The organism is Pseudomonas sp. IB20 (assembly GCF_009707325.1).
Lineage (GTDB): Bacteria > Pseudomonadota > Gammaproteobacteria > Pseudomonadales > Pseudomonadaceae > Aquipseudomonas.
In genome coordinates, this window is the sequence record NZ_CP046103.1 from 1581826 (window position 1) to 1608449 (window position 26624).

Annotated in this window: 24 protein-coding genes and 1 pseudogene; 14 read left to right on the plus strand and 11 right to left on the minus strand. The window is 60.1% G+C overall.

Going from position 1 to position 26624, the window contains the following annotated elements:
- The first annotated feature begins 112 nt into the window (after positions 1-112).
- Positions 113-634, plus strand: coding sequence for a DUF6586 family protein (locus GJU48_RS07290; protein WP_094951187.1), 522 nt, complete (start codon positions 113-115; stop codon positions 632-634).
- A gap of 254 nt (positions 635-888) precedes the next feature.
- Complete coding sequence (locus tag GJU48_RS07295) at positions 889-1122, plus strand: hypothetical protein (protein ID WP_053255041.1); 234 nt, start codon at positions 889-891, stop codon at positions 1120-1122.
- A 274-nt stretch (positions 1123-1396) separates the two neighbouring features.
- Here the strand turns inward: GJU48_RS07295 and sulA are convergent, their stop codons facing one another.
- Both sulA and lexA read right to left on the minus strand, forming a co-directional pair.
- A complete protein-coding gene (gene sulA / locus GJU48_RS07300) occupies positions 1397-1870 on the minus strand; it encodes an SOS-induced cell division inhibitor SulA (protein ID WP_048725723.1) in 474 nt (157 codons plus the stop codon).
- Positions 1871-1880: 10 nt separating this feature from the next.
- Positions 1881-2489 carry a transcriptional repressor LexA gene (gene lexA / locus GJU48_RS07305; RefSeq protein ID WP_003172575.1) on the minus strand — a complete coding sequence of 203 codons (609 nt, stop codon included), beginning with the start codon at positions 2487-2489 and terminating at the stop codon, positions 1881-1883.
- A 263-nt stretch (positions 2490-2752) separates the two neighbouring features.
- On the opposite strand from lexA, the gene GJU48_RS07310 reads away from it, so the two are divergent.
- Together GJU48_RS07310 and nagZ are read left to right on the plus strand one after the other, a co-directional pair.
- Positions 2753-3460, plus strand: a complete 708-nt coding sequence (locus GJU48_RS07310) for a TetR/AcrR family transcriptional regulator (RefSeq protein WP_094951161.1) — start codon at positions 2753-2755, stop codon at positions 3458-3460.
- A 143-nt stretch (positions 3461-3603) separates the two neighbouring features.
- Positions 3604-4614 carry a beta-N-acetylhexosaminidase gene (gene nagZ / locus GJU48_RS07315; protein ID WP_094951160.1) on the plus strand — a complete coding sequence of 337 codons (1011 nt, stop codon included), beginning with the start codon at positions 3604-3606 and terminating at the stop codon, positions 4612-4614.
- Positions 4615-4693: 79 nt separating this feature from the next.
- On the opposite strand, the pseudogene GJU48_RS07320 reads toward nagZ, so the two are convergent.
- The 3 genes and pseudogenes from GJU48_RS07320 to mfd all read right to left on the minus strand — a co-directional run bounded on the left by GJU48_RS07320 (position 4694) and on the right by mfd (position 11406).
- Positions 4694-7366: pseudogene (locus GJU48_RS07320) on the minus strand (DEAD/DEAH box helicase).
- A gap of 9 nt (positions 7367-7375) precedes the next feature.
- Complete coding sequence (locus tag GJU48_RS07325; RefSeq protein WP_094951157.1) at positions 7376-7945, minus strand: CsiV family protein; 570 nt, start codon at positions 7943-7945, stop codon at positions 7376-7378.
- A gap of 11 nt (positions 7946-7956) precedes the next feature.
- A complete protein-coding gene (gene mfd, locus GJU48_RS07330; protein ID WP_094951156.1) occupies positions 7957-11406 on the minus strand; it encodes a transcription-repair coupling factor in 3450 nt (1149 codons plus the stop codon).
- A 340-nt stretch (positions 11407-11746) separates the two neighbouring features.
- Here mfd and GJU48_RS07335 point away from each other — a divergent pair, with 340 nt between their 5' ends.
- Complete coding sequence (locus GJU48_RS07335) at positions 11747-13210, plus strand: glyceraldehyde-3-phosphate dehydrogenase (protein ID WP_017137429.1); 1464 nt, start codon at positions 11747-11749, stop codon at positions 13208-13210.
- 386 nt (positions 13211-13596) lie between these two features.
- Here GJU48_RS07335 and GJU48_RS07340 read toward each other — a convergent pair whose 3' ends face one another.
- Positions 13597-14139 carry a chalcone isomerase family protein gene (locus GJU48_RS07340; protein WP_094953074.1) on the minus strand — a complete coding sequence of 181 codons (543 nt, stop codon included), beginning with the start codon at positions 14137-14139 and terminating at the stop codon, positions 13597-13599.
- A gap of 234 nt (positions 14140-14373) precedes the next feature.
- Here GJU48_RS07340 and sthA point away from each other — a divergent pair, with 234 nt between their 5' ends.
- Entirely contained in the window at positions 14374-15768 is a 1395-nt protein-coding gene (gene sthA / locus GJU48_RS07345; RefSeq protein WP_083359549.1) for a Si-specific NAD(P)(+) transhydrogenase, read from the plus strand.
- Between the two features lie 42 nt (positions 15769-15810).
- On the opposite strand, the gene GJU48_RS07350 is transcribed toward sthA, so the two are convergent.
- A complete protein-coding gene (locus GJU48_RS07350) occupies positions 15811-16533 on the minus strand; it encodes a glycerophosphodiester phosphodiesterase (RefSeq protein ID WP_094953075.1) in 723 nt (240 codons plus the stop codon).
- A gap of 44 nt (positions 16534-16577) precedes the next feature.
- On the minus strand, positions 16578-17162 hold the full coding sequence (locus tag GJU48_RS07355) for a PilZ domain-containing protein (RefSeq protein ID WP_094953076.1): 585 nt from the start codon (positions 17160-17162) through the stop codon (positions 16578-16580).
- A 94-nt stretch (positions 17163-17256) separates the two neighbouring features.
- On the opposite strand from GJU48_RS07355, the gene GJU48_RS07360 reads away from it, so the two are divergent.
- The 5 genes from GJU48_RS07360 (at position 17257) to queF (ending at position 22228) form a co-directional block, all read left to right on the plus strand.
- Positions 17257-18507 (plus strand): lipoprotein-releasing ABC transporter permease subunit, encoded by a 1251-nt coding sequence (locus GJU48_RS07360; RefSeq protein ID WP_094953077.1) that lies wholly within the window; start codon positions 17257-17259, stop codon positions 18505-18507.
- A 7-nt stretch (positions 18508-18514) separates the two neighbouring features.
- Positions 18515-19198, plus strand: coding sequence for a lipoprotein-releasing ABC transporter ATP-binding protein LolD (gene lolD / locus GJU48_RS07365; protein ID WP_176462998.1), 684 nt, complete (start codon positions 18515-18517; stop codon positions 19196-19198).
- A 60-nt stretch (positions 19199-19258) separates the two neighbouring features.
- Positions 19259-20503 (plus strand): lipoprotein-releasing ABC transporter permease subunit, encoded by a 1245-nt coding sequence (locus tag GJU48_RS07370; protein ID WP_094953079.1) that lies wholly within the window; start codon positions 19259-19261, stop codon positions 20501-20503.
- Positions 20504-20794: 291 nt separating this feature from the next.
- A complete protein-coding gene (gene copI, locus GJU48_RS07380; RefSeq protein WP_094953080.1) occupies positions 20795-21331 on the plus strand; it encodes a copper-resistant cuproprotein CopI in 537 nt (178 codons plus the stop codon).
- Between the two features lie 66 nt (positions 21332-21397).
- Entirely contained in the window at positions 21398-22228 is an 831-nt protein-coding gene (gene queF, locus GJU48_RS07385; protein ID WP_094953081.1) for an NADPH-dependent 7-cyano-7-deazaguanine reductase QueF, read from the plus strand.
- Positions 22229-22364: 136 nt separating this feature from the next.
- On the opposite strand, the gene GJU48_RS07390 is transcribed toward queF, so the two are convergent.
- The gene (locus GJU48_RS07390) at positions 22365-22631 is read right to left on the minus strand and encodes a DUF4404 family protein (protein WP_094953082.1); all 267 of its coding nucleotides are present in this window, start codon (positions 22629-22631) and stop codon (positions 22365-22367) included.
- Positions 22632-22741: 110 nt separating this feature from the next.
- Complete coding sequence (locus GJU48_RS07395; RefSeq protein WP_094953083.1) at positions 22742-23350, minus strand: phosphatase; 609 nt, start codon at positions 23348-23350, stop codon at positions 22742-22744.
- A 196-nt stretch (positions 23351-23546) separates the two neighbouring features.
- On the opposite strand from GJU48_RS07395, the gene GJU48_RS07400 reads away from it, so the two are divergent.
- On the plus strand, positions 23547-24236 hold the full coding sequence (locus GJU48_RS07400) for an MlaA family lipoprotein (protein ID WP_094953084.1): 690 nt from the start codon (positions 23547-23549) through the stop codon (positions 24234-24236).
- Positions 24237-24297: 61 nt separating this feature from the next.
- Here GJU48_RS07400 and GJU48_RS07405 read toward each other — a convergent pair whose 3' ends face one another.
- Positions 24298-24594 (minus strand): PilZ domain-containing protein, encoded by a 297-nt coding sequence (locus tag GJU48_RS07405; protein ID WP_094953085.1) that lies wholly within the window; start codon positions 24592-24594, stop codon positions 24298-24300.
- A gap of 276 nt (positions 24595-24870) precedes the next feature.
- Here GJU48_RS07405 and rssB point away from each other — a divergent pair, with 276 nt between their 5' ends.
- Entirely contained in the window at positions 24871-26052 is a 1182-nt protein-coding gene (rssB, locus tag GJU48_RS07410) for a two-component system response regulator RssB (protein WP_094953087.1), read from the plus strand.
- On the plus strand, positions 26052-26534 hold the full coding sequence (gene rssC, locus GJU48_RS07415) for an anti-sigma factor antagonist RssC (protein WP_010566476.1): 483 nt from the start codon (positions 26052-26054) through the stop codon (positions 26532-26534). Before rssB ends, rssC begins: the two co-directional genes overlap by 1 nt.
- Positions 26535-26624 lie beyond the last annotated feature (90 nt).

Genomic DNA, 26624 nt, shown 5'->3' on the forward strand with positions numbered 1-26624 from the left:
AACATAAAGGTCGCCCGCAAAGGCGGCCTTTTTTTGCGCTTGCAGGAAACTTGGCTGATCCGTGACACTGTTCAGCCAGCACCATGCTTATTTCGTTGTGGAGACTGCCGTTATGGCCAACGAACTCTATACCCGTACCAATCAGAAAATTTACTTCGCGGGTTTGTCCCTGGAGGCCCTTGGCCGTGCCGAGGAAGGGAAGGAGATGAATGCCATCGCGCTGGTCCAGGCCGGGCGTGAGGCGGCGTTGTTCCACCTGTACGGTGCCCTGCTGGGCCTGTGCCATGAAATTGCCGGGTTCTACCGCTTGCCCCAGGCCGGTGCGCCCCGTGCAGAGATGATCGTGAACCGCGACGTGCTGGAAAGCATGGCGATTCCTGAGCTGGCCGAGCTGGTGGAAATGGCCCAGAGCCCTGACAGTTGGATTGCCCGCCTGCTCAAGGCGCATGCCGACATGTTCCAGCCGCCACGCGTTCCTCATGTGCCCAAGGGGGATGTGACACAGCCGCTGATCGTGGCCGTTGCCCTGGAAGAAGATGAGCCCAAGCCATTGAGCCGCGAAGAGCTGGAGGGCTGGCGTCAGGAGCTGAAGAAGATGGCGCTGCGGTTTCGCGAAGGTTTGAACGAGTGCTGAGAGGTTTGCACTAAGCAAATGTGGGAGCTGGCTTGCCTGCGATAGCGGTGGGTCAGTTTGCGGGTCATTGGCTGATACACGCTGTTGCGGGTCATTGGCTGATACACCGCTATCGCAGGCAAGCCAGCTCCCACATTGATAGGCGTGTTCCCGAGAGCACCATTCATCAAGCCGTAAAGAAACCTGTTCAGATCCTCACCGAGGCTGAGTGGATGACTGATATAATCCCGGCCTTTCGTGGAGAATAGACTTTTATGCCAACGTCCTTTCTGGAAATTGTTGAACTGCCTGACGGCCGAATTGAGCTGCGCCGGGCTGAGGACGAGGGTTCTCTAGTAATTTTGGATTTTTCCGAAGACGCAAAAGCGTTCCTGCAAGGCCAGCACGTGGAAGTAGCAAAAGCCATGTTGAGCGTCGGTGTGCAGATGGCCGGTCGCCTGGCAGAAGGCGAGCCGGAGAAGGACGACGGGCCGCGGGTTCTTCACTGAGTTTGTGATAAGTGCGCTTGTTCTAGTGAGCGGGCTTGTTGCTGCAGCAGGCGGGCTTCTGTGGCGAGCGGGCTTGCCCCGCGTTGGGCTGCGAAGCGGCCCCAAATAGGTTTGACGCGGTACATCAGGTATTCCACGGTGCTTGGTTTTGGGGCCGCTTCGCAGCCCAGCGCGGGGCAAGCCCGCTCGCCACAACAAGCATGAGGCCCAAGCCCCCCACACAAGCATGCAGGCCACAAAAGCCCCTCCACAGGGCTAGCCTGCGCACATCCTATTACCCCAACCGAATATTCAAGCTCTGCGCATCGCCCGTACGTGCGGCGCTGATCAGTTGTTGCTTGGCTGTAGCATTCAACGGGTTCAACCAACTCACCACCGTATGGCTACGGCCCAGGCGCAAGGCTTCGCAGGTCAACTGCTGGGCACTTTGCATGCCGCGCGGCTGCAGCAACAGAATGCGCTCGCGATTGAGGCCGGCGTCCCGCAGCCAGGCCTGGGTCAGGCTGGCGGGCGGGGCGATCAGCGTCAGCCAGCGCGCGTCCTGCTCCTCGCTCAGTTCGCGAAGGATCGGCGCCAGTAGGCTCAGGCAGCTCCCGGCTGCACCGCGCAACGACAGTTCACTGAACGCCTCAGGTTCGGAGCCCCACGGGGCCTCGACCGTTTCCTTGAGGATGGGCGCAAGGGGTTGGGCCATAAAGGCCTCGAACAGCGACAGTTGTGTGTGTTGTGGGGTGTGCACGAGCTGCATGGTGCCTCCTTTAGCGGCGAATGACGCCGACGCTCAAGCCTTCGATCACCAGGTCCTGATCTTTCAGGTTCACTTCAATCGGGGCGAACTCAGGGTTCTCGGCCAATAGCCAGACCTTGCTGCCTTCGCGCTTGAAGCGTTTTACGGTGACTTCATCGCCGATACGCGCGACGACGATCTGGCCATTACGGGCTTCACGAGTGGTATGGACGGCCAGCAGGTCGCCGTCGAAAATGCCCACGTCCTTCATGCTCATGCCGTGTACGCGCAACAGGTAGTCGGCACGCGGATGGAAGAAGGTCGGGTTGATGTTGCAGGACTCCTCGACGTGCTGCTGCGCCAGGATCGGCGCACCGGCGGCGACGCGACCGATGATCGGCAGGGTCGATTCGTCGGCCTTGGCTTCGAAGCCAGGGATGCGAATACCGCGTGACGCACCTGGGGTCATCTCGATCGCGCCTTTGCGGGCGAGGGCCTTGAGGTGTTCTTCAGCGGCGTTGGGGGATTTGAACCCCAGCTCCAGCGCAATTTCCGCTCGGGTCGGCGGGTAGCCGTTGTCATCGAGGCAGCGCTTGATAAAAGCCAGAATCTCAGCTTGGCGTGGCGTCAGTTTTAGCATGTTGATCGCTCTGTCTTTTTATACAGTGACTGGGATTATATACAGTGAACTGCGCTTGGCAATCATCCTTTTTTAGCACTCCGCTGGACGGTCATTCGCCACCCGTCCTACAAGGCAGAGACAGCGCTGCCTACAGAGCGAGAAGGATGTGATTAAATAGCGATGAAATAGATGACTGTCCGGCCGGAAAACGGACTCGCAGGCTTGACAAGACACACCCTGAAACGTATGTTTCAAACAAGTGTTTGTCAGGCGGAGTAGCCATGGCCCAGTCGGAAACCGTTGAACGCATTCTCGATGCTGCCGAGCAATTGTTCGCGGAAAAAGGATTTGCTGAAACTTCATTGCGGCTGATCACCAGCAAGGCTGGGGTCAACCTCGCCGCAGTGAATTACCATTTCGGCTCGAAAAAAGCCCTGATCCAGGCGGTGTTCTCGCGCTTTCTGGGGCCGTTCTGCGCCAGCCTCGACCGTGAGTTGGAGCGCCGCCAGACCAAGCCTGATAACAAGCCGAGCCTGGAAGAATTGCTGGAAATCTTGGTTGAGCAAGCGCTGGTGGTTCAACCGCGTAGCGGCAATGACCTGTCGATCTTCATGCGTTTGCTGGGCCTGGCCTTCAGTCAGAGCCAGGGTCACTTGCGGCGTTACCTGGAAGACATGTACGGCAAAGTTTTCCGTCGCTACATGTTGCTGGTCAACGAAGCTGCGCCGCGTATTCCACCGATCGAACTGTTCTGGCGCGTGCACTTCATGCTCGGTGCTGCCGCGTTCAGCATGTCCGGCATCAAAGCCTTGCGTGCGATTGCCGAGACTGATTTCGGCGTCAACACCTCGATAGAGCAGGTGATGCGCCTGATGGTGCCGTTCCTTGCCGCCGGCATGCGCGCCGAAACCGGCGTCACCGACCAAGCCATGGCTGCTGCGCAATTGCGCCCCCGCAGCAAATCCACGCCGGCCACTGCCAAGGCATGATCGCCCGGGTGTGCGCGGCCGCTTGCATCCGCTAAGCTAGCTGCCATGCCGATTTCAGCTATTTACTCGCAACCCGTTGTGCTCACTGCGCTTATCGCGCCACGTGAGGGCAACGGGTTGTGTGCGTTATTTAAGGAAGGTTTATGACTGCTGCCCTGCAAGGTTCTTTAATGGTCGACGTTGCCGGTACCTGGCTGACGGCCGAGGATCGCCACCTGTTGCGTCAGCCTGAAGTGGGCGGCCTGATCATTTTTGCGCGCAATATCGAGCACCCACGCCAGGTGCGCGAGTTGAGCGCGGCGATTCGTGCGGTGCGTCCCGACTTGCTGCTGGCCGTCGACCAGGAAGGCGGTCGCGTGCAACGTCTGCGCCAAGGTTTTGTGCGCCTGCCGGCCATGCGCGCGTTGGCAGATAACCCGAATGCCGAATACCTGGCCGAGCAGTGCGGCTGGATCATGGCCACAGAAGTGCTGGCGGTCGGCCTTGACCTGAGCTTCGCTCCGGTACTGGACCTGGACTACCAGCGCAGTGCCGTGGTCGGCACCCGTTCCTTTGAAGGCGACCCCGAGCGCGCCGCTGTGCTCGCCGGTGCATTCATGCGCGGCATGAACAGCGCCGGCATGGCTGCCACCGGCAAACACTTCCCAGGCCACGGGTGGGCCGAGGCGGATTCCCACGTCGCGATTCCCAATGATGAACGCAGCCTGGAACAGATTCGCGCCAATGACCTGGTGCCTTTCACACGCCTGAGCAAGCAATTGGCCGCCGTAATGCCTGCGCACGTCATCTACCCGCAGGTTGATGCCCAGCCGGCTGGTTTCTCGCGCCGCTGGTTGCAGGACATTCTGCGTGGCGAGTTGCAGTTTGATGGGGTGATTTTCAGCGATGACCTGTCCATGGCCGGGGCGCATGTGGTTGGGGATGCGGCCAGCCGGATTGAAGCGGCGCTGACGGCCGGTTGCGACATGGGGTTGGTGTGTAACGATCGTGCGGCTGCTGAGCTGGCACTGAGCGCGGCACAGCGCATGAAGGTCATCCCTTCGGCGCGGATTGCGCGGATGCGTGGGCAGGCGATTGCTTCGACGGACTACAAGCAGGATCCGCGTTGGCTGACAGCGCTTACTGCGTTGCGGGATGCTCAGTTGATCGAGTGACAAGACGTGTTTGTTAAGAGCAAAAAACGTCGGAAAAGATGATGTGGGAGCGGGCTTGCCCGCGATAGCGATCTGAAGGTCAACGCTTCTCTTGTTTGTTAGGCAACGGCGCAAACAACGCCTCAATATCGTCATTGCCCAACTGCCAATCCCCTGTCGTACGCCCATCCAGCACACCGGCTGCCAAGTCTGACTTTTCCTTCTGCAGGTGTTGGATTTTCTCCTCCACCGTACCCCGTGCAATCATCTTGTAGACGAACACTGGCTTTCTGCCAATCGATAAGCCCGGTCGGTCGCCTGGTTCTCCGCGGGTTCCACCAGGGTCTATGATCACCGTGTCGGCCCGTCAGGTTCAACCCCCGCCCGCCTTCAAACTGATCAGAAAAATCTGCAGCTTGCCGCTCTGGAAGTCTTTCACCGGGGTACGTCGGTCGCGGGTCTGGCCGGTCAGCAGCGCGTAGTCCACGCCACGTTTTTTCAGTTCGACTTCGATCAGGCTCAGCATCGAGGTGAACTGGGAAAACAGCAAAATCCGGCGCCCTTCGGCAAACAGTTCTTCGAGCATTTCCATCAGGCTGTCGAGCTTGCCCGAGCTGCTGCCACGGGCGGGCAGGGTGGCATCGTTGACCAGGCGCAGGTCGCAGCACACTTGGCGCAGCTTGAGCAGCGCTTCAAGAATGATGATCTGGCTGCGCGCCACGCCCTTGCGGGTGATCTCGTCGCGCACCTTCTTGTCCATGGCCAGGCGCATGGTTTCGTACACATCGCGCTGGGCTTCGTTGAGGTCGACCCAATGGATGATCTCAGTCTTGGGCGGCAATTCCGTCGCCACTTGTTCCTTGGTGCGGCGCAGCAGAAAGGGTTTGATCCGACCGTTAAGGTGCTGCAATCGCACATCGCTGGCGCGTTTTTCGATGGGCACGCGGTAATCGCGGTTAAAGCTTTTCACGTCGCCCAGCCAGCCTGGCAGCAGGAAGTGGAACAGCGACCACAACTCGCCCAGGTGGTTTTCCAGCGGTGTGCCGCTCAGGCACAGGCGCTGGCGCGCGTTCAGCTCGCGCGCGGCCTGGGCGGCCTTGCTGTTGGGGTTCTTGATGTACTGCGCTTCATCGAGGATCAGCACGTGCAAGGGCAGCGCGGCGAGCTGCTCGATGTCTTTGGGCAGCAGCGCGTAGGTGGTCAGCAGCAGGTCATAGTCCTGCAAGTTCTGGAAATGTTTCTTACGCGTCGCGCCGTACAGTGCCAGCACCTTGAGCTGCGGGGTGAAGTGCGCCGCTTCGTCGAGCCAGTTAGGGATCAGGCTGGTGGGCATCACCACCATGCACGGCCGATCGAGGCGCCCGGCGATTTTTTCACTGAGAATATGCGCCAGAGTCTGCAGGGTTTTGCCCAGGCCCATGTCATCCGCGAGAATCCCGCCGACATCAAGCTGGCGCAGCGACTGCATCCAGCTCAAACCTTCGAGCTGATACGGGCGCAAGGTTGCGTTCAAGTCTTCGGGCGCCACGCAGGTGAAACCCTTGATGTCGCACAGGCGCTGGGCGAAGTTGCGGATCTTCTCGCCGCCTTCCCATTGCAGCGGCAGGTCTTCCAACGGGTTGAGACGAATCGCATCGGCCTTGGCCAGGCGCAACGTGGTGTTGCCGGGTTCCTGCAGGTAAAACTCGCCAAGGGTGGCCAGTACCGGTTTCAAGCGACCGTAGGGCAGCGCCACTTGCAGCGGGCCGTGGCCGTTGGGCAGGCCGGGGATGTTCACCAGAATCAGCTCGTCATCGCGACGCCGGGCGAGTTTTTCCGGGTTGAGGATCTCGGTGTGCGAACGCATCAGGTTCAACAGGATCGGCAACAGGCTCAGCCGCTCACCGTTGACGATGATCCCCAATTCCAGGTCAAACCAGTCGCGCTCCGGACCCTCATCGACGGTGGCGTACCAGTCATCGACGGTGCTCAAGTCGAAACCGAAATCCTCATCGATCTGCAGCTCCCAGCCCTCGGCGCGCAGGGTCGGCGATGCGTTGAGGGTGAAGTTCAGCCAGGCGCTGTCATTGACCATCTCGAACAGTTCACCGGCGCTTTCCGGCAACGCTTTGCTCTGGCGCGTGGCGATCTTGAAGCCGAGCAGGCGCAGTTGCTCGCGATACGGCTGTTCCAACTCCGGATGGCGCTTGATGCGCAGGCTCTGGGTCTCCTGGCGCACGACGATGTCGGCGTTTTTTTGCCCGCTGACATAGTTGCCCAGGTAATTGAACGACAACGCTGCGCGGTGCTGGATGTAGCGCTGCATTTTGCCATTGCGCGGTTCAAACGCGCTGAACTCGACACTCGCCAGCCACAGGCGCGGCACCGGTCGCACATCCTCCATCACCACCTGCGGCAGCACCACGCGGTTATCCAGCACGGCCTGGAGTTTTTCCAGCAGCTCGGCATCCTGGGCGGCCGCCGGGTAGGCCAGGGTTTCCTGGACCTTGAGCAGCACCGCCGCGATGTGTTTGCAGTTGGTGTGCACCGGGCACGTGCAGCGGCTGTCCACCAGAATCAGCATGCCTTTGGCGGATTCGCGCAGCGAGATGGTTTGCCGGTAAACGTTACCGCCCGAGCCTTCGCAACTGGCAATGATGGTGCTGTCGCCAGACTCGACGATGCGCACGCGGTTTTCCAGGGCATAGCGGCGCCCACGCTCAAGGCTTTGCTCTTTAAAGCGATTGGCCCACGAAGGGGCCAGGGGTTTGGTCAACGACGACGTCAGGGGCATGGCGCTGGATCAGTCCTGAATGTCGGGCGGTGGTGCGCTGGGTGGTTTGGCGGTCAGCGAGGTGATCTTGATCAGCAGCGCCAAGTGGCCGCCGTCGAGGTAGTTGAGCTGGTTGTTTTTGGTGCGCACGTCTTGCTGGCTCAGGTGTTCGCTGGCAATGACGCTGCCGTTGGCGTCGAACTGGTTGATCCAGAAGTTTGCGTCGATATCGGTAAAGCGCCCCAGTTGCAGGTTCAGCGTGCCTTCGATGGGGAACTGGCCGAATTGCTCCTGGCCGTCGGTAATGGCCAGCTTCACCGGTTGTTCGCCCAGGTTCTGGTCCCAGGCGCGGTGCAGCAGCACGGTATAGCTGTTGTCGGCACTGAGTTTGTCGACGATGTTGCCCAGCCGTGACGGGCTCATTTTGTCCGCCGGCAGCCGTGGTGCCCCGGCGTCCCAGTTTTCCGGCGCGGCGCGGCTAGTGATCACCGGCTCGGCGTTCTGGCGCACCAGGACCATTTCCACCAGGTACGGGCTGTCGGCAAACGCCGAAGGAGCAACGACCACCAACAACAAGCTCAAAATGCGGAACAGGCGCATTGGGGCGTCCTTCAAGCAGATTTCGGAATGAGGCGCTCAAACAGCGCCTCTAATGTATTAAAGCGTTCTTCGGCACGTTCCATCGGCACCATGAATTTGAACAGCGTAGCCCCTTCGAACTTGTAGCGGTTGGGCTGGCCCTGAATCAGCTTGATCAGCACCAGTGGGTCCACCGGCGTTTGCGCTTCGAACTCGATACGCCCGCCTTGCGGCCCGGCATCGACTTTCTTTATTCCAAGCTGCTCGGCCTGCAATTTGAGCAGGGTCAGACGCACCAGGTTCTTGGTCGGCTCCGGCAACAGGCCGAAACGGTCGATCATCTCCACTTGCAGGTCCTTGAGGCCCTCTTCGTCGGTGGCCGAGGCAATGCGCTTGTACAGGATCAGCCGCGCATGCACATCCGGCAGGTAGTCTTCGGGAATCAACGCCGGCAAGCGCAGGTTGATTTCCGGGCCGCCACCCAAGGGTTGATCGAGGTTCGGTTGTTCGCCTTTGCGGATGGCTTTTACCGCGCGCTCGAGCATTTCCATATAAAGGGTGAAGCCCACGGCCTGGATCTGCCCGCTCTGGCCGTCGCCGAGCAGTTCGCCGGCGCCACGGATTTCCAGGTCGTTGGTGGCCAGTACAAAACCGGCACCGAGGTCCTGGGTGTTGGCGATGGCTTCCAGGCGCTTTTCAGCGTCGCCGGTAATTTGCTGGCGCGGTGGCGTCAGCAAGTAGGCATAGGCTTGGTGGTGACTACGCCCAACCCGGCCGCGCAATTGGTGCAACTGCGCCAGGCCGAACTTATCCGCACGCTCGATGATGATGGTGTTGGCGCTCGGCACGTCGATGCCGGTCTCGATGATGGTCGAGGCGATCAGCACGTTGAAGCGCTTGTGGTAGAAATCGCTCATCACCTGTTCGAGTTCGCGTTCACGCATCTGCCCATGGCCGATGGCAATGCGCGCTTCCGGCACCAATTCGGCGAGGTCGGCGGCGCATTTCTCGATGGTCTTCACGTCGTTGTGCAGGTAGTACACCTGACCGCCGCGCAGCAGTTCACGCAACAGCGCTTCCTTGACCGTGCTTTTGTTCTGCTCCATCACGAAAGTGCGCACCGACAAGCGCCGTGCCGGTGGCGTGGCGATGATCGACAGGTCGCGCATGCCCGACACGGCCATGTTCAGCGTGCGCGGAATCGGCGTGGCGGTGAGGGTAAGAATGTCGACTTCGCTGCGCAGGTTTTTCAGCTGTTCTTTCTGGCGCACACCGAAACGGTGTTCTTCGTCGATGATCACCAGCCCCAGGTTTTTGATCTTCACATCGTCCGACAGCAGCTTGTGGGTACCGATCACAATGTCGATTTTACCTTCCGCCAAGTCGGCGACGGCGGCATTCACTTCCTTGGCGGACTTGAAGCGGCTCATCACTTCCACGCTCACCGGCCAGTCGGCGAAGCGGTCGCGGAAGCTGTTGTAATGCTGCTGGGCGAGCAGGGTGGTCGGCACCAGAATCGCTACCTGCTTGCCGCCATGCACGGCAATAAAGGCGGCGCGCATGGCCACTTCGGTTTTGCCGAAGCCCACGTCGCCGCACACCAGGCGGTCCATCGGCTTGGGCGCGAGCATGTCAGCGCGCACCGCTTCAATGGTGGTTTGCTGGTCCGGGGTTTCTTCAAAGGCGAAGCCGGCGCTGAACGTGGCGTAGTCGGCTTTCGGGTCAGCGAAGGCGTAACCCTCGCGGGCTGCGCGGCGTGCATAGATGTCGAGCAATTCGGCGGCGACGTCGCGCACCTGCTCGGCGGCTTTGCGCTTGGCTTTCTGCCAGGTCTCGGAGCCCAGGCGGTGCAACGGCGCCAGGGCGTCGTCGCTGCCGGTGTAGCGTGCGATCAAGTGCAGGCTGGCCACCGGCACGTAGAGCTTGGCGCCCTCAGCGTATTCCATGGTGAGGAATTCGGCGGCCTGGTTGTCGATCTCCAGGGTCTGCAGGCCCAAGTAGCGGCCCACGCCGTGGTCGATATGCACCACCGGCGCGCCTTCGCGCAGCTCGGTCAGGTTCTTGATCACCGCGTCGTTGTTGGCGTCCGCGCGTTTTTCACGGCGACGGCGCTGCATCACGCGTTGGCCGAACAGCGGGCTCTCGGCGATCAACGCCAAGGCCGGGTCATCCAGCAACAAGCCTTCGTCCAGCGGCGCAATGGTAATCGCCAGGCGCTCTTTGCTGGCGACAAAATCCGGCCAGCTGTCGACGGTTTTCGGGCGCAGCTTCAGGCGTTCCAGCAACTCCAGCAGCACTTCGCGGCGGCCGGCGGATTCGGCGGTAAACAGCACGCGGCCAGGGAAGTCGCCGAGGAAGTTGGATAACGCTTCCAGCGGTTGCGTGGCTTTGGCCTGGATCGCCAAGTCCGGCAGTGTGCCTGCCGGGAAGCGTTCGCGGCCGCTGCCGGCGTCCACGTCCTGTTGGCTGGCGACGACGCGCGGCCAGTTTTTCAGGCGGGCGAAGCAGTCTTCCACCGGCAGGAACAGCTCGGCAGGTGGTAATAGAGGCCGCGATGGGTCGACGCGGCGCTCTTCATAGCGGTTGCGCACGTCGTTCCAGAAGTTTTCCGCTGCCTGCTCGATGCCCGGCAGCGAGAACACTTGGGTGTCCTGGGGCAGGTAGTCGAACAGCGTGGAGGTTTCGTCGAAGAACAGCGGCAGGTAGTACTCGATACCGGCCGGTGTAATCCCACTGCTCAAGTCCTGGAAGATCGGGCAGCGGCGGAAGTCCACGTCGAAGCGTTCACGAAAGCGTGCCTTGAAGCGCGTGACCGCGTCTTTTTGCAGCGGGAATTCCCGTGCCGGCAGCAGCTTGATCGAGTCCACTTTATCAATGGAGCGTTGGTTGTCTGGGTCGAAGGTGCGCAGCGTTTCGATTTCGTCATCGAACAGGTCGATGCGGTACGGCAGTTTGCTGCCCATCGGGAACAGGTCGATCAACGCCCCGCGCACGGCGAACTCGCCGTGTTCGTACACCGTGTCGACGCAGCGGTAGCCGCTGGCTTCCAGGCGCGTGCGCATCTGTTCCACGTCGAGCTTCTGGCCGATATCCAGCACCAGGCTGCTGCCCAGAAGGAACTTGGTCGGCGCCAGGCGATGCAGGGCCGTGGTGATCGGCACCACCAGCACGCCGTGGGCCAGTTCCGGCAAGCGGTACAGGCTGGCGATGCGCTGGGAAATGATGTCCTGGTGCGGCGAGAACAGATCGTAGGGCAGGGTTTCCCAGTCGGGAAAATGCAGCACCGGCAAATCGGGGGCGAAGAAGCTCAGCTCCTGCTCCAGCCGCTCGGCGCTTTGGCTGTCGGCAGTGAGCAGCAGGGTAAAGCGCTTGGCTGCGCTGGCAGCCTCGGCAATGGCCAGGCTCAGGGCGGCACCGGGCAGGTTGCCCCAGTGCTGTTTACCTGCCGCGGCAGGGAGAAGCGGTAGACGCAGAACGGGCACGGAAGGTTGAGCTCCAAGCGTTGCGACAAAGTCGGTAATTGTAACGGCCCTAGGTGCCGCCTGTCAGTTGCTGACTGTGCCTATTACGGTTTGTAGGAAATGTAGTGGCTAAGACAAACAATGGCGTGTTTTGACTCAATATGTAGTGCCATTTAGCACGGATATTTCGGAGGGTTACGGACAAGTTGGCGGCGCGACGCCATTGGTGGCCTTCTGGAACCCGCGTGTTTCCTGGCCTGTAGCGGGGTGGTATTTTTTTGCAAGGGCTTTTTGTTGTGGTTGGCGCATTGCTCAACGGGCGGTCGGACGACATAATGTAGCCCCTTTTTTCTGCCCCTACATGTGGAAGGTTCCCGTGACTCAGAAGCCCGACCAGTGTCTTGGTGAATGGATCGACCGTGAAGCGCTCGCTGAAGCGATGATTCCGCTTATCGGTCAGCTGTACCGCAATAACAATGTGGTGAGCTCGATCTATGGCCGCAGCCTGATCAACCAATCAGTCATCGCGATTCTCAAGGCGCATCGCTTTGCTCGCCATCGTTCTGCCGACGACAGCGAACTCTCCGTCCACGAAACATTCCCTCTGCTCAAAGCCATGAGCGAGCTCAAGCTCGGCGCGGCCTCGGTAGACCTGGGCAAGTTGGCTTACAAATTCCGCAAAGAAGGTGCCGGCCGCAGCGCCGAGCAGTTCGTGCGTGAAGAAATGGCCGATGTAGTTGGCCAGCAAAACGCTGCTGCCCGTAAAGGCACCGACGTTGTGCTGTACGGCTTCGGTCGTATCGGCCGCCTGCTGGCACGCATCCTGATCGAAAAAACCGGTGGCGGCGACGGCCTGCGCCTGCGTGCCATCGTGGTGCGTAAAGGCGCCGAGAACGACCTGACCAAGCGTGCCAGCCTGCTGCGCCGCGACTCGGTACACGGTCCGTTCAACGGCACCATCGTCATCGACGAAGAAAACAACACCATCACCGCCAACGGTAACCTGATCCAGGTGATCTACGCGAAGAACCCGGCTGAGGTGGATTACACCCAGTACGGCATCAAGGACGCTCTGTTGGTGGATAACACCGGCGTATGGCGTGATGCCGAGGGCCTGGGCCAGCATTTGGCCTGCCCGGGTATCGACCGCGTTGTGCTGACTGCGCCTGGCAAAGGCAAGCTGAAGAACATCGTTCACGGTATCAACCACGGCGAAATCACCGCTGACGACAAGATCGTGTCCGCCGCTTCCTGCACCACCAACGCCATCGTGCCGGTGCTCAAGGCTGTGAATGACAAGTTCGGTATCGTTAACGGCCACGTTGAAACCGTTCACTCGTATACCAACGACCAGAACCTGATCGACAACTTCCACAAAGGCGATCGCCGTGGCCGTAGCGCCGCGTTGAACATGGTGATCACCGAGACCGGTGCTGCCACCGCTGCTGCCAAGGCCCTGCCTGAGCTGGCCGGCAAGCTGACCGGTAACGCGATCCGCGTGCCGACGCCGAACGTGTCGATGGCCATTCTCAACCTGAACCTTGAGAAAGCCGCCACCCGTGAAGAAATGAACGAGTACCTGCGCTACATGGCGCTGCACTCCGATCTGCATAAGCAAATCGACTTCGTTAACTCGCAGGAGGTGGTCTCCACCGACTTCGTTGGCTCGCGCCACGCTGGCGTAGTGGATGCTGAGGCAACCATCACCCAGGACAACCGCGTTGTGCTGTACGTCTGGTACGACAACGAGTTTGGCTACAGCTGCCAGGTGGTTCGCGTGATGGAAGACATGGCTGGGGTTAACCCGCCTGCGTTTCCGCGCTAAGCATTTGCGGTAAATGAAAAAGCCCCGACTGGTTCGGGGCTTTTTTATGGGTGTGGGTTTTGTGGTGTTTGGGTTGGCCTCTTCGCGGCATAGGTATCTACACATCTTTTTATGGGTTGAATTCTTTTGTGGTCGCGGGGGGGCTGGGTACATATCCGTTATTTGGGTAACGGCTGCTATGGGTTCCGCTCTTACAGCGGGTCACTTTTGGAAAAGAGCCCCAAGCAACCAGCTCCCACAGAAAAGCAGAGCACTGCGGTGCTGGCAGTCGAACTCGGTCAAAATTGTGGGAGCGGGCTTGCTTGCGAAGGCGGTGGGTCAGTTACATATGAGCCGACTGACACACCGCCTTCGCGAGCAAGCCCGCTCTCACAGGGGATTTGCGTTTAATTCAGTAGGCTTTTGCGCAGGCTGTCCGACAGGCCTTTCGGCGCCAGCCAGATGCCCAGATAGGCTTTCGCCAATTCATCATCACCACTGCTGAACACCACCTGCTCATTAATCTCCAGGTTCAACCCGCGCCCAGGGCGGAAGTCCAAGGCATAGCGATCGCCGCTGCGGATGTTGCGGAAACTTGCATGCAGTTGATCCAACGCAGGCTTCAAACGGGCGAGGGTAGCGCTGCTTTGCTGGCGCTCCAGGGCGGTGGTGGCCGCCTTGATCACATCGTTACGGTCGATGTCGCGAAAGTAATACAACGCCAGGCGCAGGTCCTTTTGCTGGTCCCAGGCCTGTTTCGCGCGCAGGTTGGCCGGGGCGTACAGCGCTGCCGCGTAGACATCCGCCCAGAGATAGACCAGCACGGCCTGGTTTTTCCGGGCCAGGTCCTGAGATTGCGCAGGGAAAGCCGCCTGCCTGAGCCGGTCCGCTTCACTGGCTTGCACGGTCACAGAGAAAATCAGCAATAAACACAAAAGCACATGCCGCATAATGGCTCGTCCTGCAAAGGTTCGTGTCAGCAGTGTAATGCCAGTTTCCTACTGCTGTAGTAAAGGCAAGGCTGGCCTACGACGCGACCAAGGGTTAATGTTCGCGGCGTTGAGCCTTATATAGACTGTGCCCCGGCTCACACACTTGAGCCAAATTGTCCTTCATGCCCGCTGGCCGCGGCATGATTTAGCCAGGCGTCCAACCGTGCGCCTGGCCTGTTCTGAGGAGTACGCATGGCTGTCTACAACTACGACGTGGTGGTACTGGGTTCCGGCCCGGCTGGAGAAGGTGCGGCGATGAACGCCGCCAAAGCTGGGCGCAAGGTGGCGATGGTCGATAGCCGTCGCCAGGTCGGCGGTAACTGCACCCACCTGGGTACCATCCCGTCTAAGGCCTTGCGTCACTCGGTGCGCCAGATCATGCAGTTCAACACCAACCCGATGTTCCGGGCCATTGGTGAGCCGCGCTGGTTCTCGTTCCCGGACGTGTTGAAAAGCGCCGAAAAAGTCATCTCCAAGCAAGTCGCCTCGCGTACCGGCTACTACGCCCGTAACCGCGTTGACCTGTTCTTCGGCACCGGCAGCTTTGCCGATGAGCAAACCGTCGAAGTGGTCTGCGCCAACGGCGTGGTCGAGAAGCTGGTGGCCAAGCACATCATCATCGCCACCGGTTCGCGGCCGTATCGCCCGGCGGACATCGATTTCCACCACCCGCGTATCTACGATAGCGACACCATCCTGAGCCTGGGCCACACCCCGCGCAAACTGATCATCTACGGCGCCGGTGTAATCGGCTGTGAATACGCCTCGATCTTCAGCGGCCTGGGTGTTCTGGTGGAGCTGGTGGATAACCGCGACCAGCTGCTGAGCTTCCTCGACTCGGAAATTTCCCAGGCGTTGAGCTACCACTTCAGCAACAACAACATCACCGTGCGCCATAACGAAGAGTACGAGCGGGTCGAAGGCCTGGACAACGGCGTGATCCTGCACCTCAAGTCCGGCAAGAAGATCAAGGCCGACGCCTTGCTGTGGTGCAACGGCCGTACCGGCAACACCGACAAGCTGGGCATGGAAAACGTCGGGGTCAAGGTCAACAGCCGTGGCCAGATCGAAGTGGACGAGAACTACCGCACCTGCGTGACCAATATCTATGGCGCCGGTGACGTGATCGGCTGGCCAAGCCTGGCGAGTGCCGCGCATGACCAAGGCCGTTCGGCGGCCGGCAGCATTGTCGACAACGGCAGCTGGCGCTATGTGAACGACGTGCCGACCGGGATCTACACCATTCCCGAGATCAGCTCGATCGGCAAGAACGAACACGAACTGACCAAGGCCAAGGTGCCTTATGAAGTCGGCAAGGCGTTCTTCAAGAGCATGGCGCGTGCGCAGATCGCCGGCGAGCCGCAAGGCATGCTCAAGATCCTGTTCCACCGCGAAACCCTGGAAGTCCTCGGCGTGCATTGCTTCGGCTACCAGGCCTCGGAGATCGTGCACATTGGCCAGGCGATCATGAACCAGCCGGGCGAGCAAAATACCCTCAAGTATTTTGTGAACACCACGTTCAACTACCCGACCATGGCAGAAGCCTATCGGGTAGCGGCCTACGATGGCCTCAACCGGCTTTTTTGAGCGGCTCCGGCCGGTGGCCTGAGCCGGCCGGGGAGACCGATTTCAGTAATTCTCGAGGGTGGCAGTGGCCAAACCGGGAAAGTCTGTAATCAGGCTATCTACGCCGAAGTCGGCGAGCCTGCGCATCAGCGCAGGTTCGTTGACCGTCCACACGGACACGTGCAAACCCTGGCGCTGGGCTTTTTCCAGACGCTCGGGGGTGCACAACGTCCAGTTCAACGCCAGGTATTCACAGCCGTAGTTTTGCGCGACCTTCAGCGGGTCGAGCCAGGCGTATTCGGCGACCAGTCCTCGCGACAGGTCCGGGGTGAGTTCAACCGCCGCTTTCAATACTTCCCGCGAACTTGAGGTCACCGTGACCTTGTCCATCAGGCCATGACGCACGGCCATCTCACGAATTGCCAGCACGGTAGTCGCGGCGCGGGTGCGTGAGGCGCTTTTGACTTCCAGTTGCCAGTGATCGAAGTCGCACTTTTCGAACAGTTCTTCCAAGCGTGGGATCGGGCACGGGTTAACCCAGCCAGGGCCGCCTTTGCGCGCGTCCATCTTCACAAGGTCGGCCGCCGAATACTCGACGACTTTGCCGCGCCGGTCGGCGGTGCGTTTGAGGGTCGGGTCGTGGATCACCATCAACTCGCCGTCCATGGACAGGTGCAAGTCCAGTTCGCAGCGGCGTACACCGTGCTTGAGGCACTCCTGAAAGCTGGTCAGGGTGTTTTCCGGTGCTTCGCCTTTGGCACCGCGGTGGCCATAAATCAGGGTCACAGTTGCTCCTTTGCGCCGGATAGCCCGGCGGGGTCATACGAGATTCAGGTGTCTTGGGCGTCGCTCTGTTCCCGCGCCAGGCGTCGTTCCTGGGCTTGTTTCTGCAGAATGTAGCGCGCCAGCAGCTGGCGCTGGGCATCGGTCATGGATTCGAACTCCGTGCCTACGTCAAACCGGTCGCCCTTGGCGTCGCAATGGGTGACGCGGGCACGCAGCAGCAGGCCGAGCGCCTGGGGCATCAATACCAGCTTGACCGCCAGGTGCGCGCCAGGCGCCAAGGGCGTGGGGTGCTGGAAGTCGATGCCGCCTTCGGAAATGATCACCGGCTGCGGCGCGCCCACCTCATCCAGCAGGCCGCGCGCCATGATTTGGCTGAGCAGGTCCACGCGTTTGTTCTGGACTTTGAGGAAGGCGGCCAGGCTGCGATCCTTCTCGTTGATCTGGCGCAGCAGGTGCTGGGCTTCGAATTTGCTGAGGTGCAATTCGCTGAGCAGGTTGAATAGCGGCGAATCATCCAGCAACACTTCCTTGCTCGCCGCTTCCGGGGCAGACAGTGCGCTGATTTGAAGTGCGATCATGTCGTCGATACGGTAGTATTCGCGGCGTTCTTCTTCATCTAATGTCGACATGGCGAACCCAAAGTAGCGGTAATGGTCTGAGTGTAAAGCTGCTTACCTGACCCCGCCACCGGGACGTCTTCTTTTCCTCCGAACAAGCCCCGACATGTTCAGACCTCTCTTCGTATTTATCGGCACGCGTTATACCCGTGCAAAGCGTCGCAATCATTTTGTGTCGTTCATTTCCCTGACCTCGATGATCGGGCTCGCCTTGGGCGTGGTCGTGATGATTGTGGTGCTGTCGGTGATGAACGGCTTCGATCATGAGATGCGCACCCGCGTGCTGGGCATGGTGCCCCACGCGACCATCGAGGGCGATTCGCCCATCAGCGACTGGCCTAGCCTTGCCGACAAGGTCAAGCAGAACCCCAAGGTAGTGGCCGTTGCGCCGTTTACCCAGATGCAGGGGTTGCTGACCAACGACGGCAAGGTGCAGAAAATCCTGCTCAATGGCATCGATCCGGCTCAGGAACGTAACGTGTCGATCATCGACAAGTTCATGTTGCAGGGCAAACTCGACGAGTTGGCGCCCGGAAGCTTCGGCATCGTGATCGGCGACAAGGCCGCGGCCAAGCTCGGCGTGGGCATCGGCGACAAGCTGACCTTCGTGGCCCCGGAAGTCACCGTGACCCCGGCCGGCATGTTCCCGCGCATGAAGCGCTTCACCGTGGTCGGCACCTTCCACGTCGGCGCCGGCGAGATCGACGGCTACCTTGGCCTGACCAACCTCACCGATCTGGCGCGCCTGCATCGCTGGAAGCCGGATCAGGTGCAGGGCCTGCGCCTCAAATTCAACGACCTGTTCGAGGCACCGCGCGGCGCCTGGGAAATCGCCCAGCATTTGGGTGAATCCCAGTACTACGCCCGCGACTGGACCCGCACTCACGGCAACCTCTACCAGGCCATCCGCATGGAAAAAGCCATGATCGGCTTGTTGTTGCTGCTGATCGTCGCCGTGGCAGCGTTCAACATCATCTCCACCTTGGTGATGGTGGTGAACGACAAGAAGGGCGACATCGCCATCCTGCGCACCCTTGGCGCCACGCCGGGGCAGATCATGGCGATCTTCATGGTGCAGGGCACCGTGATCGGCGTGGTCGGCACCTTGATCGGCACCGCGGTCGGCATCCTGGCGGCACTGAACGTCAGCGCCGCCATCGCCGCGCTGGAAAAAGTCCTCGGCCACAAGTTTCTTAATGCCGACGTCTACTTCATCGACTACTTACCGTCCCAGGTTCAGGCCCAGGACGTGTTGATGGTGGGCGGCGCTGCGTTGGTCCTGAGTTTTCTTGCCACCCTGTATCCAGCCTGGCGCGCGGCACGTACCCAGCCAGCACAGGCCTTACGTTATGAGTGAATCGGGCATGAGTGAAAAAGCAATCCTGAGCTGCCGCAACCTGGGCAAATCCTACGAGGAAGGTCCGGAGTCGGTGGTGGTGTTGTCCAACCTGCAGTTGGAACTGCACCCGGGCGAGCGCGTGGCGATCGTCGGCAGTTCCGGTTCCGGCAAAAGTACCTTGCTTAACCTGTTGGGCGGCCTTGATACGCCGTCCCAGGGCAGCGTGTGGCTGGCCGGCGAAGAACTGTCGGCCCTGGGTGAGAAAGCGCGTGGCCAACTGCGCAACCGTTCGTTGGGCTTTGTGTACCAGTTCCACCACCTGCTGGCGGAATTCACCGCGCTGGAAAACGTGTGCATGCCGCTGCTGATCGGCAAGACCGCGATCCCGCAAGCGCGCCAGCGTGCCACAGCCCTGCTGGAGCGCGTTGGCCTCGGGCATCGCCTGGAGCACAAGCCGGCCGAACTGTCCGGCGGTGAGCGCCAGCGTGTGGCAATCGCCCGCGCCCTGGTGAACAACCCAGGGCTGGTGATGCTCGATGAGCCAACCGGCAACCTCGACGCCCACACCGCCCAGGGCATCAAGGACTTGATGCTGGAACTGAGCACCCAGATGCGCACCGCGTTCCTGGTGGTGACCCATGACATGAGCATGGCCCGCCAGATGGACCGTGTGCTGCACCTGCAGGAAGGTCATTTGGTCGCCATCTGACCCGCTTCAAGCCCGGCGCCTGGCGCTGGGCTTTTTCATTTTTTTAAACGGTGCCCGCGAATGTTCAGACCGTTATCGATTTTCATCGGCACGCGCTATACCCGCGCTAAGCGCCGCAACCGTTTTGTTTCGTTTATCTCGATGACCTCGATGATCGGCCTCGCCCTCGGCGTGCTGGCGATGATCGTGGTGTTGTCGGTGATGAACGGCTTCCAGCGTGAAATGAGCTCACGCATCCTCGGCATGGTGCCCCACGCCACCATCGTCGGCGTGAATCCGATTGATGACTGGCAGCCCGTGGCGGCTGCGGCGATGAAGAACCCTGAAGTCACCGCCGCAGTGCCGTTCACACAGATGGACGGCATGTTTTCCTACAAGGGCGCGATGCAGCCGATCGAAATCAGCGGCGTCGACCCGGCCCAGGAAGGCAAGGTCTCGATCGTGGCCCAGCATATCGTGCGCGGGAAACTGGAAGACCTGAAGGCCGGCGAATTTGGCGTGGTCATCGGCGACATCACCGCTCGGCGCTTCCGCCTGAGCGTGGGCGACAAGCTGACCCTGATCGTCCCGGAAATCAGCACTGCCCCGGGTGGCATCACCCCGCGCATGCAGCGGTTGAACGTGGTCGGTATCTTCAAGGTCGGCGCTGAGCTGGACGGCTCCATGGCCTTGATCAACATGGCTGACGCTGCCGAGATACAGCATTGGCAGCCCAACCAGGTGCAAAGCGTGCGCCTGGCGGTGAAAGACCTGTATGCAGCGCCCAAAGTCTCGGCGGACATCGCCGCCAGCCTTGGCGCAGCCTACAAGCCCGATGACTGGACCCACACCCAGGGCAGCCTGTTCAGCGCGATGAAGATGGAAAAGACCATGATCGGCCTGCTGTTGCTGATGATCGTCGCCGTTGCCGCGTTCAACATCATCGCCACCTTGATCATGGTGGTGAACGACAAGGGCGCAGACATCGCGATCTTGCGCACCATCGGCGCCACGCCACGCCAGATCATGGCGATCTTCATGGTGCAGGGCACGGTGATTGGTATTGTCGGCACCTTGATCGGCGGCGTACTAGGCGTGATTGCGGCGCTGAACGTGAGTGAACTGGTGGGCTGGCTGGAGCGCGTGAGCGGGCAGCATATCTTCAGTTCGGATGTGTATTTCGTCAGCAACCTGCCTTCGGAACTGCAAGGCGGCGATGTGCTGCTGATTTGCACGGCTGGGTTTGCGTTGAGCTTTTTGGCGACTGTTTACCCGGCGTATCGGGCGGCGAAGATTGAGCCGGCGCATGCGCTCAGGTATTCCTGACGTGCTCGTTCCCACGCTCAGCGTGGGAACGAGCAACGTTGTAATCTAGCAGTCAGCTGGCTGGTAGCGGCGCCATCTTAGAGTGCTGGCGAAGCTGTTCACTGGCGACTGTTTACCCGGCGTATCGGGCGGCGAAGATTGAGCCGGCGCATGCGCTCAGGTATTCCTGACGTGCTCGTTCCCACGCTCAGCGTGGGAACGAGCAACGTTGTAATCTAGCAGTCAGCTGGCTGGTAGCGGCGCCATCTTAGAGTGCTGGCGAAGCTGTTCACACACGTTTGGAGAATTGAGATGGCGTTGCGTACACCTCTGATATTGGCGGGCTGCCTGTTGGCGTTGAGTTTCGCTGCTGTGGCTGACACGGCCCACACCTTCGCCTTTGGCCAGCCGGCGTCTGCCGACAAAGCCACGCGCACCGTGGAAGTGTTGCTGCAGGACATTTCCTTTTCGCCCAAGTCGATCGACGTAAAAGCCGGTGAGACCGTGCGCTTTGTACTGGTCAACAAAGGCCAGTTGCTCCACGAATTCAACCTGGGCGACGCGGCGATGCATGCCGAACACCAGAAGGAAATGTTAAAGATGCAGGCCAGCGGCATGCTCACCGCCACCGGCATGGGCAAGATGGACCACAGCGCCATGCATCAGGATGATATGCGCCATGGCGACATGAGTGGCATGAAGCATGACGATCCCAACAGCGTGTTGGTCGAACCCGGCAAGACTGCCGAGCTGACCTGGACCTTCACCAAAGCCACGGGTCTGGAGTTTGCCTGCAACCTCCCTGGGCATTATCAGGCCGGCATGGTCGGCAAACTGACCGTTGAGTGAGGCGTTTCTTAAGGGCGGGAGCAAAGGCTGGTAGACTGGCGCGGTTTATTTAGCCAGGTTTCCGCCATGCATCCCGCAGCCGAACATTCGCCGCTGGGCAAGTCCAGTGAATACATCAGCACCTACACCCCATCGTTGCTGTTCCCGATCCCTCGCGCCGCCAAGTGGGCCGAGCTGGGCCTGAGCGCCGAGACACTGCCGTATAAAGGCGTGGATTTCTGGAACTGCTTCGAATTGTCCTGGCTGCTGCCGTCGGGCAAGCCGGTGGTGGCCATCGGTGAGTTCAGCATCCCGGCCGACTCGCCGAATATCATCGAGTCCAAGTCCTTCAAGCTCTACCTCAACTCGTTGAACCAGACCGCGTTTGCCGATACGGCAAGCCTGGAAGCGACCTTGCGCACCGACCTAAGCGCCGCCGCCGGCAAGCCGGTGAGCGTGCGCATCCGCCGTTTGGCCGAGGTTGAAGCCGAAGGTGTGCAGGCACTGCCGGGCGTGTGCATTGACGAGTTGGACATCAGCGTCAGCAACTACGAACACCCGCGCCCGGAACTGCTGCGCTGCGATGACTCGCGCATTATCGAGGAGAGCGTGCACAGCCACTTGCTCAAATCCAACTGCCCGGTCACCAGTCAGCCCGATTGGGGCAGCGTGGCGGTGGAATACCGGGGTTCGGCACTGGATCACGCCAGCCTGCTGGAGTACCTGGTGAGCTTTCGCCAGCACTCCGACTTCCATGAACAGTGTGTGGAGCGGATTTTTCTCGACCTGCAGCGCTTGCTCAAGCCGCAGAAACTGACGGTGTATGCGCGCTATGTGCGCCGGGGCGGGTTGGATATCAACCCGTACCGCAGCACGGAAGATGTGCAGTTCCAAAACCTGCGACTGGCCCGTCAGTAGCCTTCACGCAAAACAAATGTGGGAGCTGGCTTGCCTGCGATAGCAATTTTTCAGTCATCCATTAGGTGACTGATACACCGCTATCGCAGGCAAGCCCGCGCCCACATTTTGGTTCTGCGTTTGGCTTGGGCTGGGGTTAGATCCCGATATTGCCCAAGGTGATCACGATATTGCGCAGCGTCCCCGCAATACCTGGGTGATCCAGTTCGAAGCCTTCCACCGCGCGATTCACATCGTCAGCGATACTCGGGGATTGGGTGGCGGGTTCCAACTCAAGTTGCACTTCAAACTTCGCAATCAATTCTTCCAGCGCCTCACGCTTTTCGGGTGGCAGCGGTGGCTCCTGGTTCAATTGCTCGCGCAGGATGGTGACCTGTTCTTGCAGTTTTTCGCGGGCAGGCATGGCGTTCTTCCTTTTATCGATAGGCACTGGCATAGACCGCGGCACGTCGCGAAAGGTCTACGGGCTGACCTGTAGATTAATCCACCGGCGCCCTTAGTGCATGATCTCGATCAGGGCTTCTCGCCTTTGAGCTGGCGCAGGCTGATGTCGGCCAGGCAGGTGCCGAGCTCACCGAGGTGATCGATCACCGAGTGCACGCCCAACCCATACAGCGCCACCGTGGCCTTGCCGCGCTTGTACTCGCGTTGTTGCTCGGTCAGCGCCTGCCATTGCTCGGGCGCCAGGCCACACAGCGAGCCGCAGGACGCCAGGCCAATGGTCCACAACCCGGCATTCAGGCCCGCTTGCAGCAAGCGCGGCTCGCCGCTGACCAGTACGCAGCCTTCCAGGCGTTCGATATTCAGTTCCATCAAGGCCTGCCAGCACGCATGCGGCGCCGGCCAGCGGATGGAGGAGGGCGAGGCCGCCTTGATCCAGTCGGGCAGTGCGGCAGCCAGCGGGGTGGTGACCGAGGGGGGCAGTTCGTCCAGCCAGGCGCAGGGCACGCCCTGGTCCTTGAGGCTGCGCAGGCTCTTCAGCGCGCCCGGCGTGGCGTGGGAGTCCGGGGCGGGCGAATCGGTGCGCGCCTGGGAACCAAAATCCACCAGGCAGCCACTCAGGCCAAAGAGTACGGCAGTCAAAGAAGGGGCATTGGCGACGGCAATCTCGGCGTGAGGCATTTCTACATCCCTGAAATAGCAATGACGCTATCGAGGCGGGATGACAAGCGCATGACACTGAGGGGTTATTGTAGGAGTTTTGTGCATTTTTCGTATGTCGTTTCCTCGCAGCTGCCTAAACCAGCACTTCCGTCATATACTGACATCCTTATTCAGGGCATAGCGCCCATGACAGACCATTCAAGGAGCAAAAGCTATGCGCTGGAGCCACTACTTCGCTCAGCTATCTGTGTGTGCCACTGTCCTGTTGGCCCCGTTCGCGGCCCAGGCTGCGTCGGAAGACGACCCGTGGGAAAGCGTCAACCGCCCGATCTTCACCTTCAACGACACCGTTGATACCTACGCGCTCAAGCCAATTGCCCAGGGTTATCAGTTTGTCACCCCGCAATTTGTGCAAGACGGCGTGCACAACTTCTTCCGCAACATCGGCGATGTTGGCAACCTGGCCAACAACGTGCTGCAGCTCAAGCCGCACGCCGCCGGTGTGGACACTGCCCGCCTGCTGATGAACACCACCTTCGGCGTGCTGGGCTTTATTGATGTCGGCACCAAAATGGGGCTGCAGCGCAGCGATGAAGACTTCGGCCAGACCCTCGGTTACTGGGGCGTCGGCAGCGGTCCTTACGTGATGCTGCCGCTGCTGGGCCCAAGCACCTTGCGTGATGCGCCGTCCAAATACGTCGACAGCTACACCCAGCCGTACCGCTACATGAACGACATCGGCTGGCGTAACAGCACCTTCGGCCTGAACATTGTCGATACCCGTGCCAGCCTGCTCGACAGCGAGAAGCTGATCACCGGTGACAAGTACACCTTCATCCGTAACGCTTACTTGCAGAATCGTGAGTTCAAGGTCAAAGACGGCAAGGTCGTCGACGACTTTTAAGCTGTGACGTTTTGAAACGAAAAAAGGCGACCCAAGTGGTCGCCTTTTTTTGTGCGCGGTTTCAGCGCATTTTCAAGATCTTGAGGCCCAATTGCTGATCTGTATCTGTGGCCTTGGTCCATACCACTTCGGTATCTGCTTCCAGGCCCTTGAGAGCGGCGTGATCTGAATCGATCCGCACGGTCAGTTGGTCGCCCACCTGAAACTGGCGCGGCGCCTGGACCTGCATGCCAGAGCTGGAAAGGTCCACGCAGACCCCGGCAATCTCCTGCCCTGCGTGGATCAACGACACATCGGCATCCACTCGCATGCGGATGAAATCGCGTTTTTCGGCGTAGTCGCGCTCGTGTTCGCTCACGGGTTCCATCCTTACTTTGTGTTGTGGTCGTGAGTGTTCTTATAACTCCCAGTGATTTGCGGTGTAAAGACGCTTGGCGACCATCGGCATGAGCTTGAAACCCCTGACGGATGGGAGTACCGTCTGCGCCTTAGAAGGGCACCTCTGCTTTACCTTTGTGCATGGGCAAAATCCCAATGCTTTGTAGGACAGAGTGGCTAGAAAGCGAATCCAGTAAGTGCGCCCGGCCATTGTCGAGCCACCTACGCCAACCTAATTCTGGCGCCGTTTGCCCACATGCAAAAAACCAGTGCCACGCTGCTGATAATCGATGACGACGAAGTAGTGCGCGCGAGCCTCGCGGCCTATTTGGAAGACAGTGGCTTCAGCGTCCTGCAGGCCAGCAATGGCCAACAGGGTCTCCAGGTATTCGGGCGCGACAAGCCCGACCTTGTGATCTGCGATCTGCGCATGCCCCAGATGGGCGGCCTCGAACTGATCCGCCAGGTGACTGAGCTTGCCCCGCAGACGCCGGTGATTGTCGTGTCCGGTGCCGGCGTGATGAACGACGCCGTCGAGGCCTTGCGCCTGGGCGCCGCCGATTACCTGATCAAACCCCTGGAAGACCTGGCCGTGCTGGAGCACTCGGTGCGCCGCGCACTGGACCGTGCCCGCCTGCTGCTGGAAAACCAGCGCTACCGCGAAAAGCTCGAAACCGCCAACCGCGAACTCGAAGCCAGCCTCAACCTGCTCCAGGAAGACCAGAACGCCGGTCGCCAGGTGCAGATGAACATGCTGCCGGTCAGCCCCTGGACCATCGATGAGTTCAAGTTCGCTCACCAGATCATCCCGTCGTTGTACCTGTCGGGTGATTTTGTCGACTATTTCCGCGTCGACGAGCGGCGTGTCGCGTTCTACCTGGCCGACGTCTCCGGCCACGGTGCTTCATCTGCTTTTGTCACCGTGTTGTTGAAGTTCATGACCACACGGCTGTTGTTCGAATCCAAGCGCAATGGCACCTTGCCGGAGTTCACCCCCTCCGAGGTGCTGGGCCACATCAACCGAGGCCTGATCAGCTGTAAGCTGGGCAAGCACGTGACGATGGTCGGCGGCGTAATTGATGAAGAAACGGGTCTTTTGACCTACAGCATCGGCGGTCACCTGCCGATGCCGGTTTTATACACTCCAGACAGTGTGCGTTACCTGGAAGGGCGTGGTCTGCCGGTGGGCTTGTTCAATGAAGCCACCTACGAAGACCACATCCTGGAACTGCCGCCGACCTTCAGCCTCACGCTGATGTCCGACGGTATCCTGGACCTTCTTCCAGAGCCTACACTCAAAGAGAAAGAAGCCGCCTTGCCCCAAAAGGTCAAGTCGGCGGGCGGCAGCCTGGATGGCCTGCGGCAGGTTTTTGGATTGGCCACGCTAGGGGAGATGCCGGATGATATCGCCCTATTGGTGTTGAGCAGGAATCTTTGATGAGTACCGGAAGAATCCAATTCGCCGAGCAAGACGGGACCTTCGTCCTGAAGTTTGTCGGTGAAGTGCGCCTGACCTTGTGTTCGGCGCTGGATGCAACGATTGAGCGGATTTTCACAGCCCTGAATTTCTCGGCGATCGTGATCGATCTGACCGAAACCCGCAGCATCGACAGCACCACCCTGGGCCTGTTGGCCAAGTTGTCCATTCTGTCTCGGCAGAAGGTCGGACTGTTGCCGACTGTGGTCACCACCCACGAAGACATCACCCGTCTGCTGCAGTCCATGGGCTTTGATCAAGTGTTCAACATCGTTGACCGCCCGATCCCCTGCCCGGAATGCCTGACCGACCTGCCTTCGCAAGACCAGTCCGAAGAAGTGGTACGGATCAAGGTGCTCGAAGCGCACAAGATCCTGATGGGCCTGAACGAGTCCAACCGCGAAGCGTTCCATGACCTTGTGAACGCCCTAGAGCGCCACTAAGCCCCCGCTGCTGAGAACAACACAGTCAAATGTGGGAGCTGGCGCCGCCCCACAGTTGTACTGAGGTCGGCTTGAGACCAGCGAAAGGCA

Bases quoted from the DNA above. Each gene is read 5' to 3' on its own strand.
- sthA (WP_083359549.1), top strand. From the start codon at position 14,374: ATGGCTGTCTACAACTACGACGTGGTGGTACTGGGTTCCGGCCCGGCT.
- rssB (WP_094953087.1), top strand. From the start codon at position 24,871: ATGCAAAAAACCAGTGCCACGCTGCTGATAATCGATGACGACGAAGTA.
- GJU48_RS07340 (WP_094953074.1), bottom strand. From the start codon at position 14,139: ATGCGGCATGTGCTTTTGTGTTTATTGCTGATTTTCTCTGTGACCGTG.
- GJU48_RS07400 (WP_094953084.1), top strand. From the start codon at position 23,547: ATGCGCTGGAGCCACTACTTCGCTCAGCTATCTGTGTGTGCCACTGTC.
- GJU48_RS07335 (WP_017137429.1), top strand. From the start codon at position 11,747: ATGTGGAAGGTTCCCGTGACTCAGAAGCCCGACCAGTGTCTTGGTGAA.
- GJU48_RS07310 (WP_094951161.1), top strand. From the start codon at position 2,753: ATGGCCCAGTCGGAAACCGTTGAACGCATTCTCGATGCTGCCGAGCAA.
- GJU48_RS07290 (WP_094951187.1), top strand. From the start codon at position 113: ATGGCCAACGAACTCTATACCCGTACCAATCAGAAAATTTACTTCGCG.
- lexA (WP_003172575.1), bottom strand. From the start codon at position 2,489: ATGCTAAAACTGACGCCACGCCAAGCTGAGATTCTGGCTTTTATCAAG.
- GJU48_RS07395 (WP_094953083.1), bottom strand. From the start codon at position 23,350: ATGCCTCACGCCGAGATTGCCGTCGCCAATGCCCCTTCTTTGACTGCC.
- GJU48_RS07325 (WP_094951157.1), bottom strand. From the start codon at position 7,945: ATGCGCCTGTTCCGCATTTTGAGCTTGTTGTTGGTGGTCGTTGCTCCT.
- rssC (WP_010566476.1), top strand. From the start codon at position 26,052: ATGAGTACCGGAAGAATCCAATTCGCCGAGCAAGACGGGACCTTCGTC.
- GJU48_RS07295 (WP_053255041.1), top strand. From the start codon at position 889: ATGCCAACGTCCTTTCTGGAAATTGTTGAACTGCCTGACGGCCGAATT.
- GJU48_RS07355 (WP_094953076.1), bottom strand. From the start codon at position 17,162: ATGTCGACATTAGATGAAGAAGAACGCCGCGAATACTACCGTATCGAC.
- lolD (WP_176462998.1), top strand. From the start codon at position 18,515: ATGAGTGAAAAAGCAATCCTGAGCTGCCGCAACCTGGGCAAATCCTAC.
- GJU48_RS07370 (WP_094953079.1), top strand. From the start codon at position 19,259: ATGTTCAGACCGTTATCGATTTTCATCGGCACGCGCTATACCCGCGCT.
- sulA (WP_048725723.1), bottom strand. From the start codon at position 1,870: ATGCAGCTCGTGCACACCCCACAACACACACAACTGTCGCTGTTCGAG.
- GJU48_RS07360 (WP_094953077.1), top strand. From the start codon at position 17,257: ATGTTCAGACCTCTCTTCGTATTTATCGGCACGCGTTATACCCGTGCA.
- queF (WP_094953081.1), top strand. From the start codon at position 21,398: ATGCATCCCGCAGCCGAACATTCGCCGCTGGGCAAGTCCAGTGAATAC.
- copI (WP_094953080.1), top strand. From the start codon at position 20,795: ATGGCGTTGCGTACACCTCTGATATTGGCGGGCTGCCTGTTGGCGTTG.
- nagZ (WP_094951160.1), top strand. From the start codon at position 3,604: ATGACTGCTGCCCTGCAAGGTTCTTTAATGGTCGACGTTGCCGGTACC.
- GJU48_RS07390 (WP_094953082.1), bottom strand. From the start codon at position 22,631: ATGCCTGCCCGCGAAAAACTGCAAGAACAGGTCACCATCCTGCGCGAG.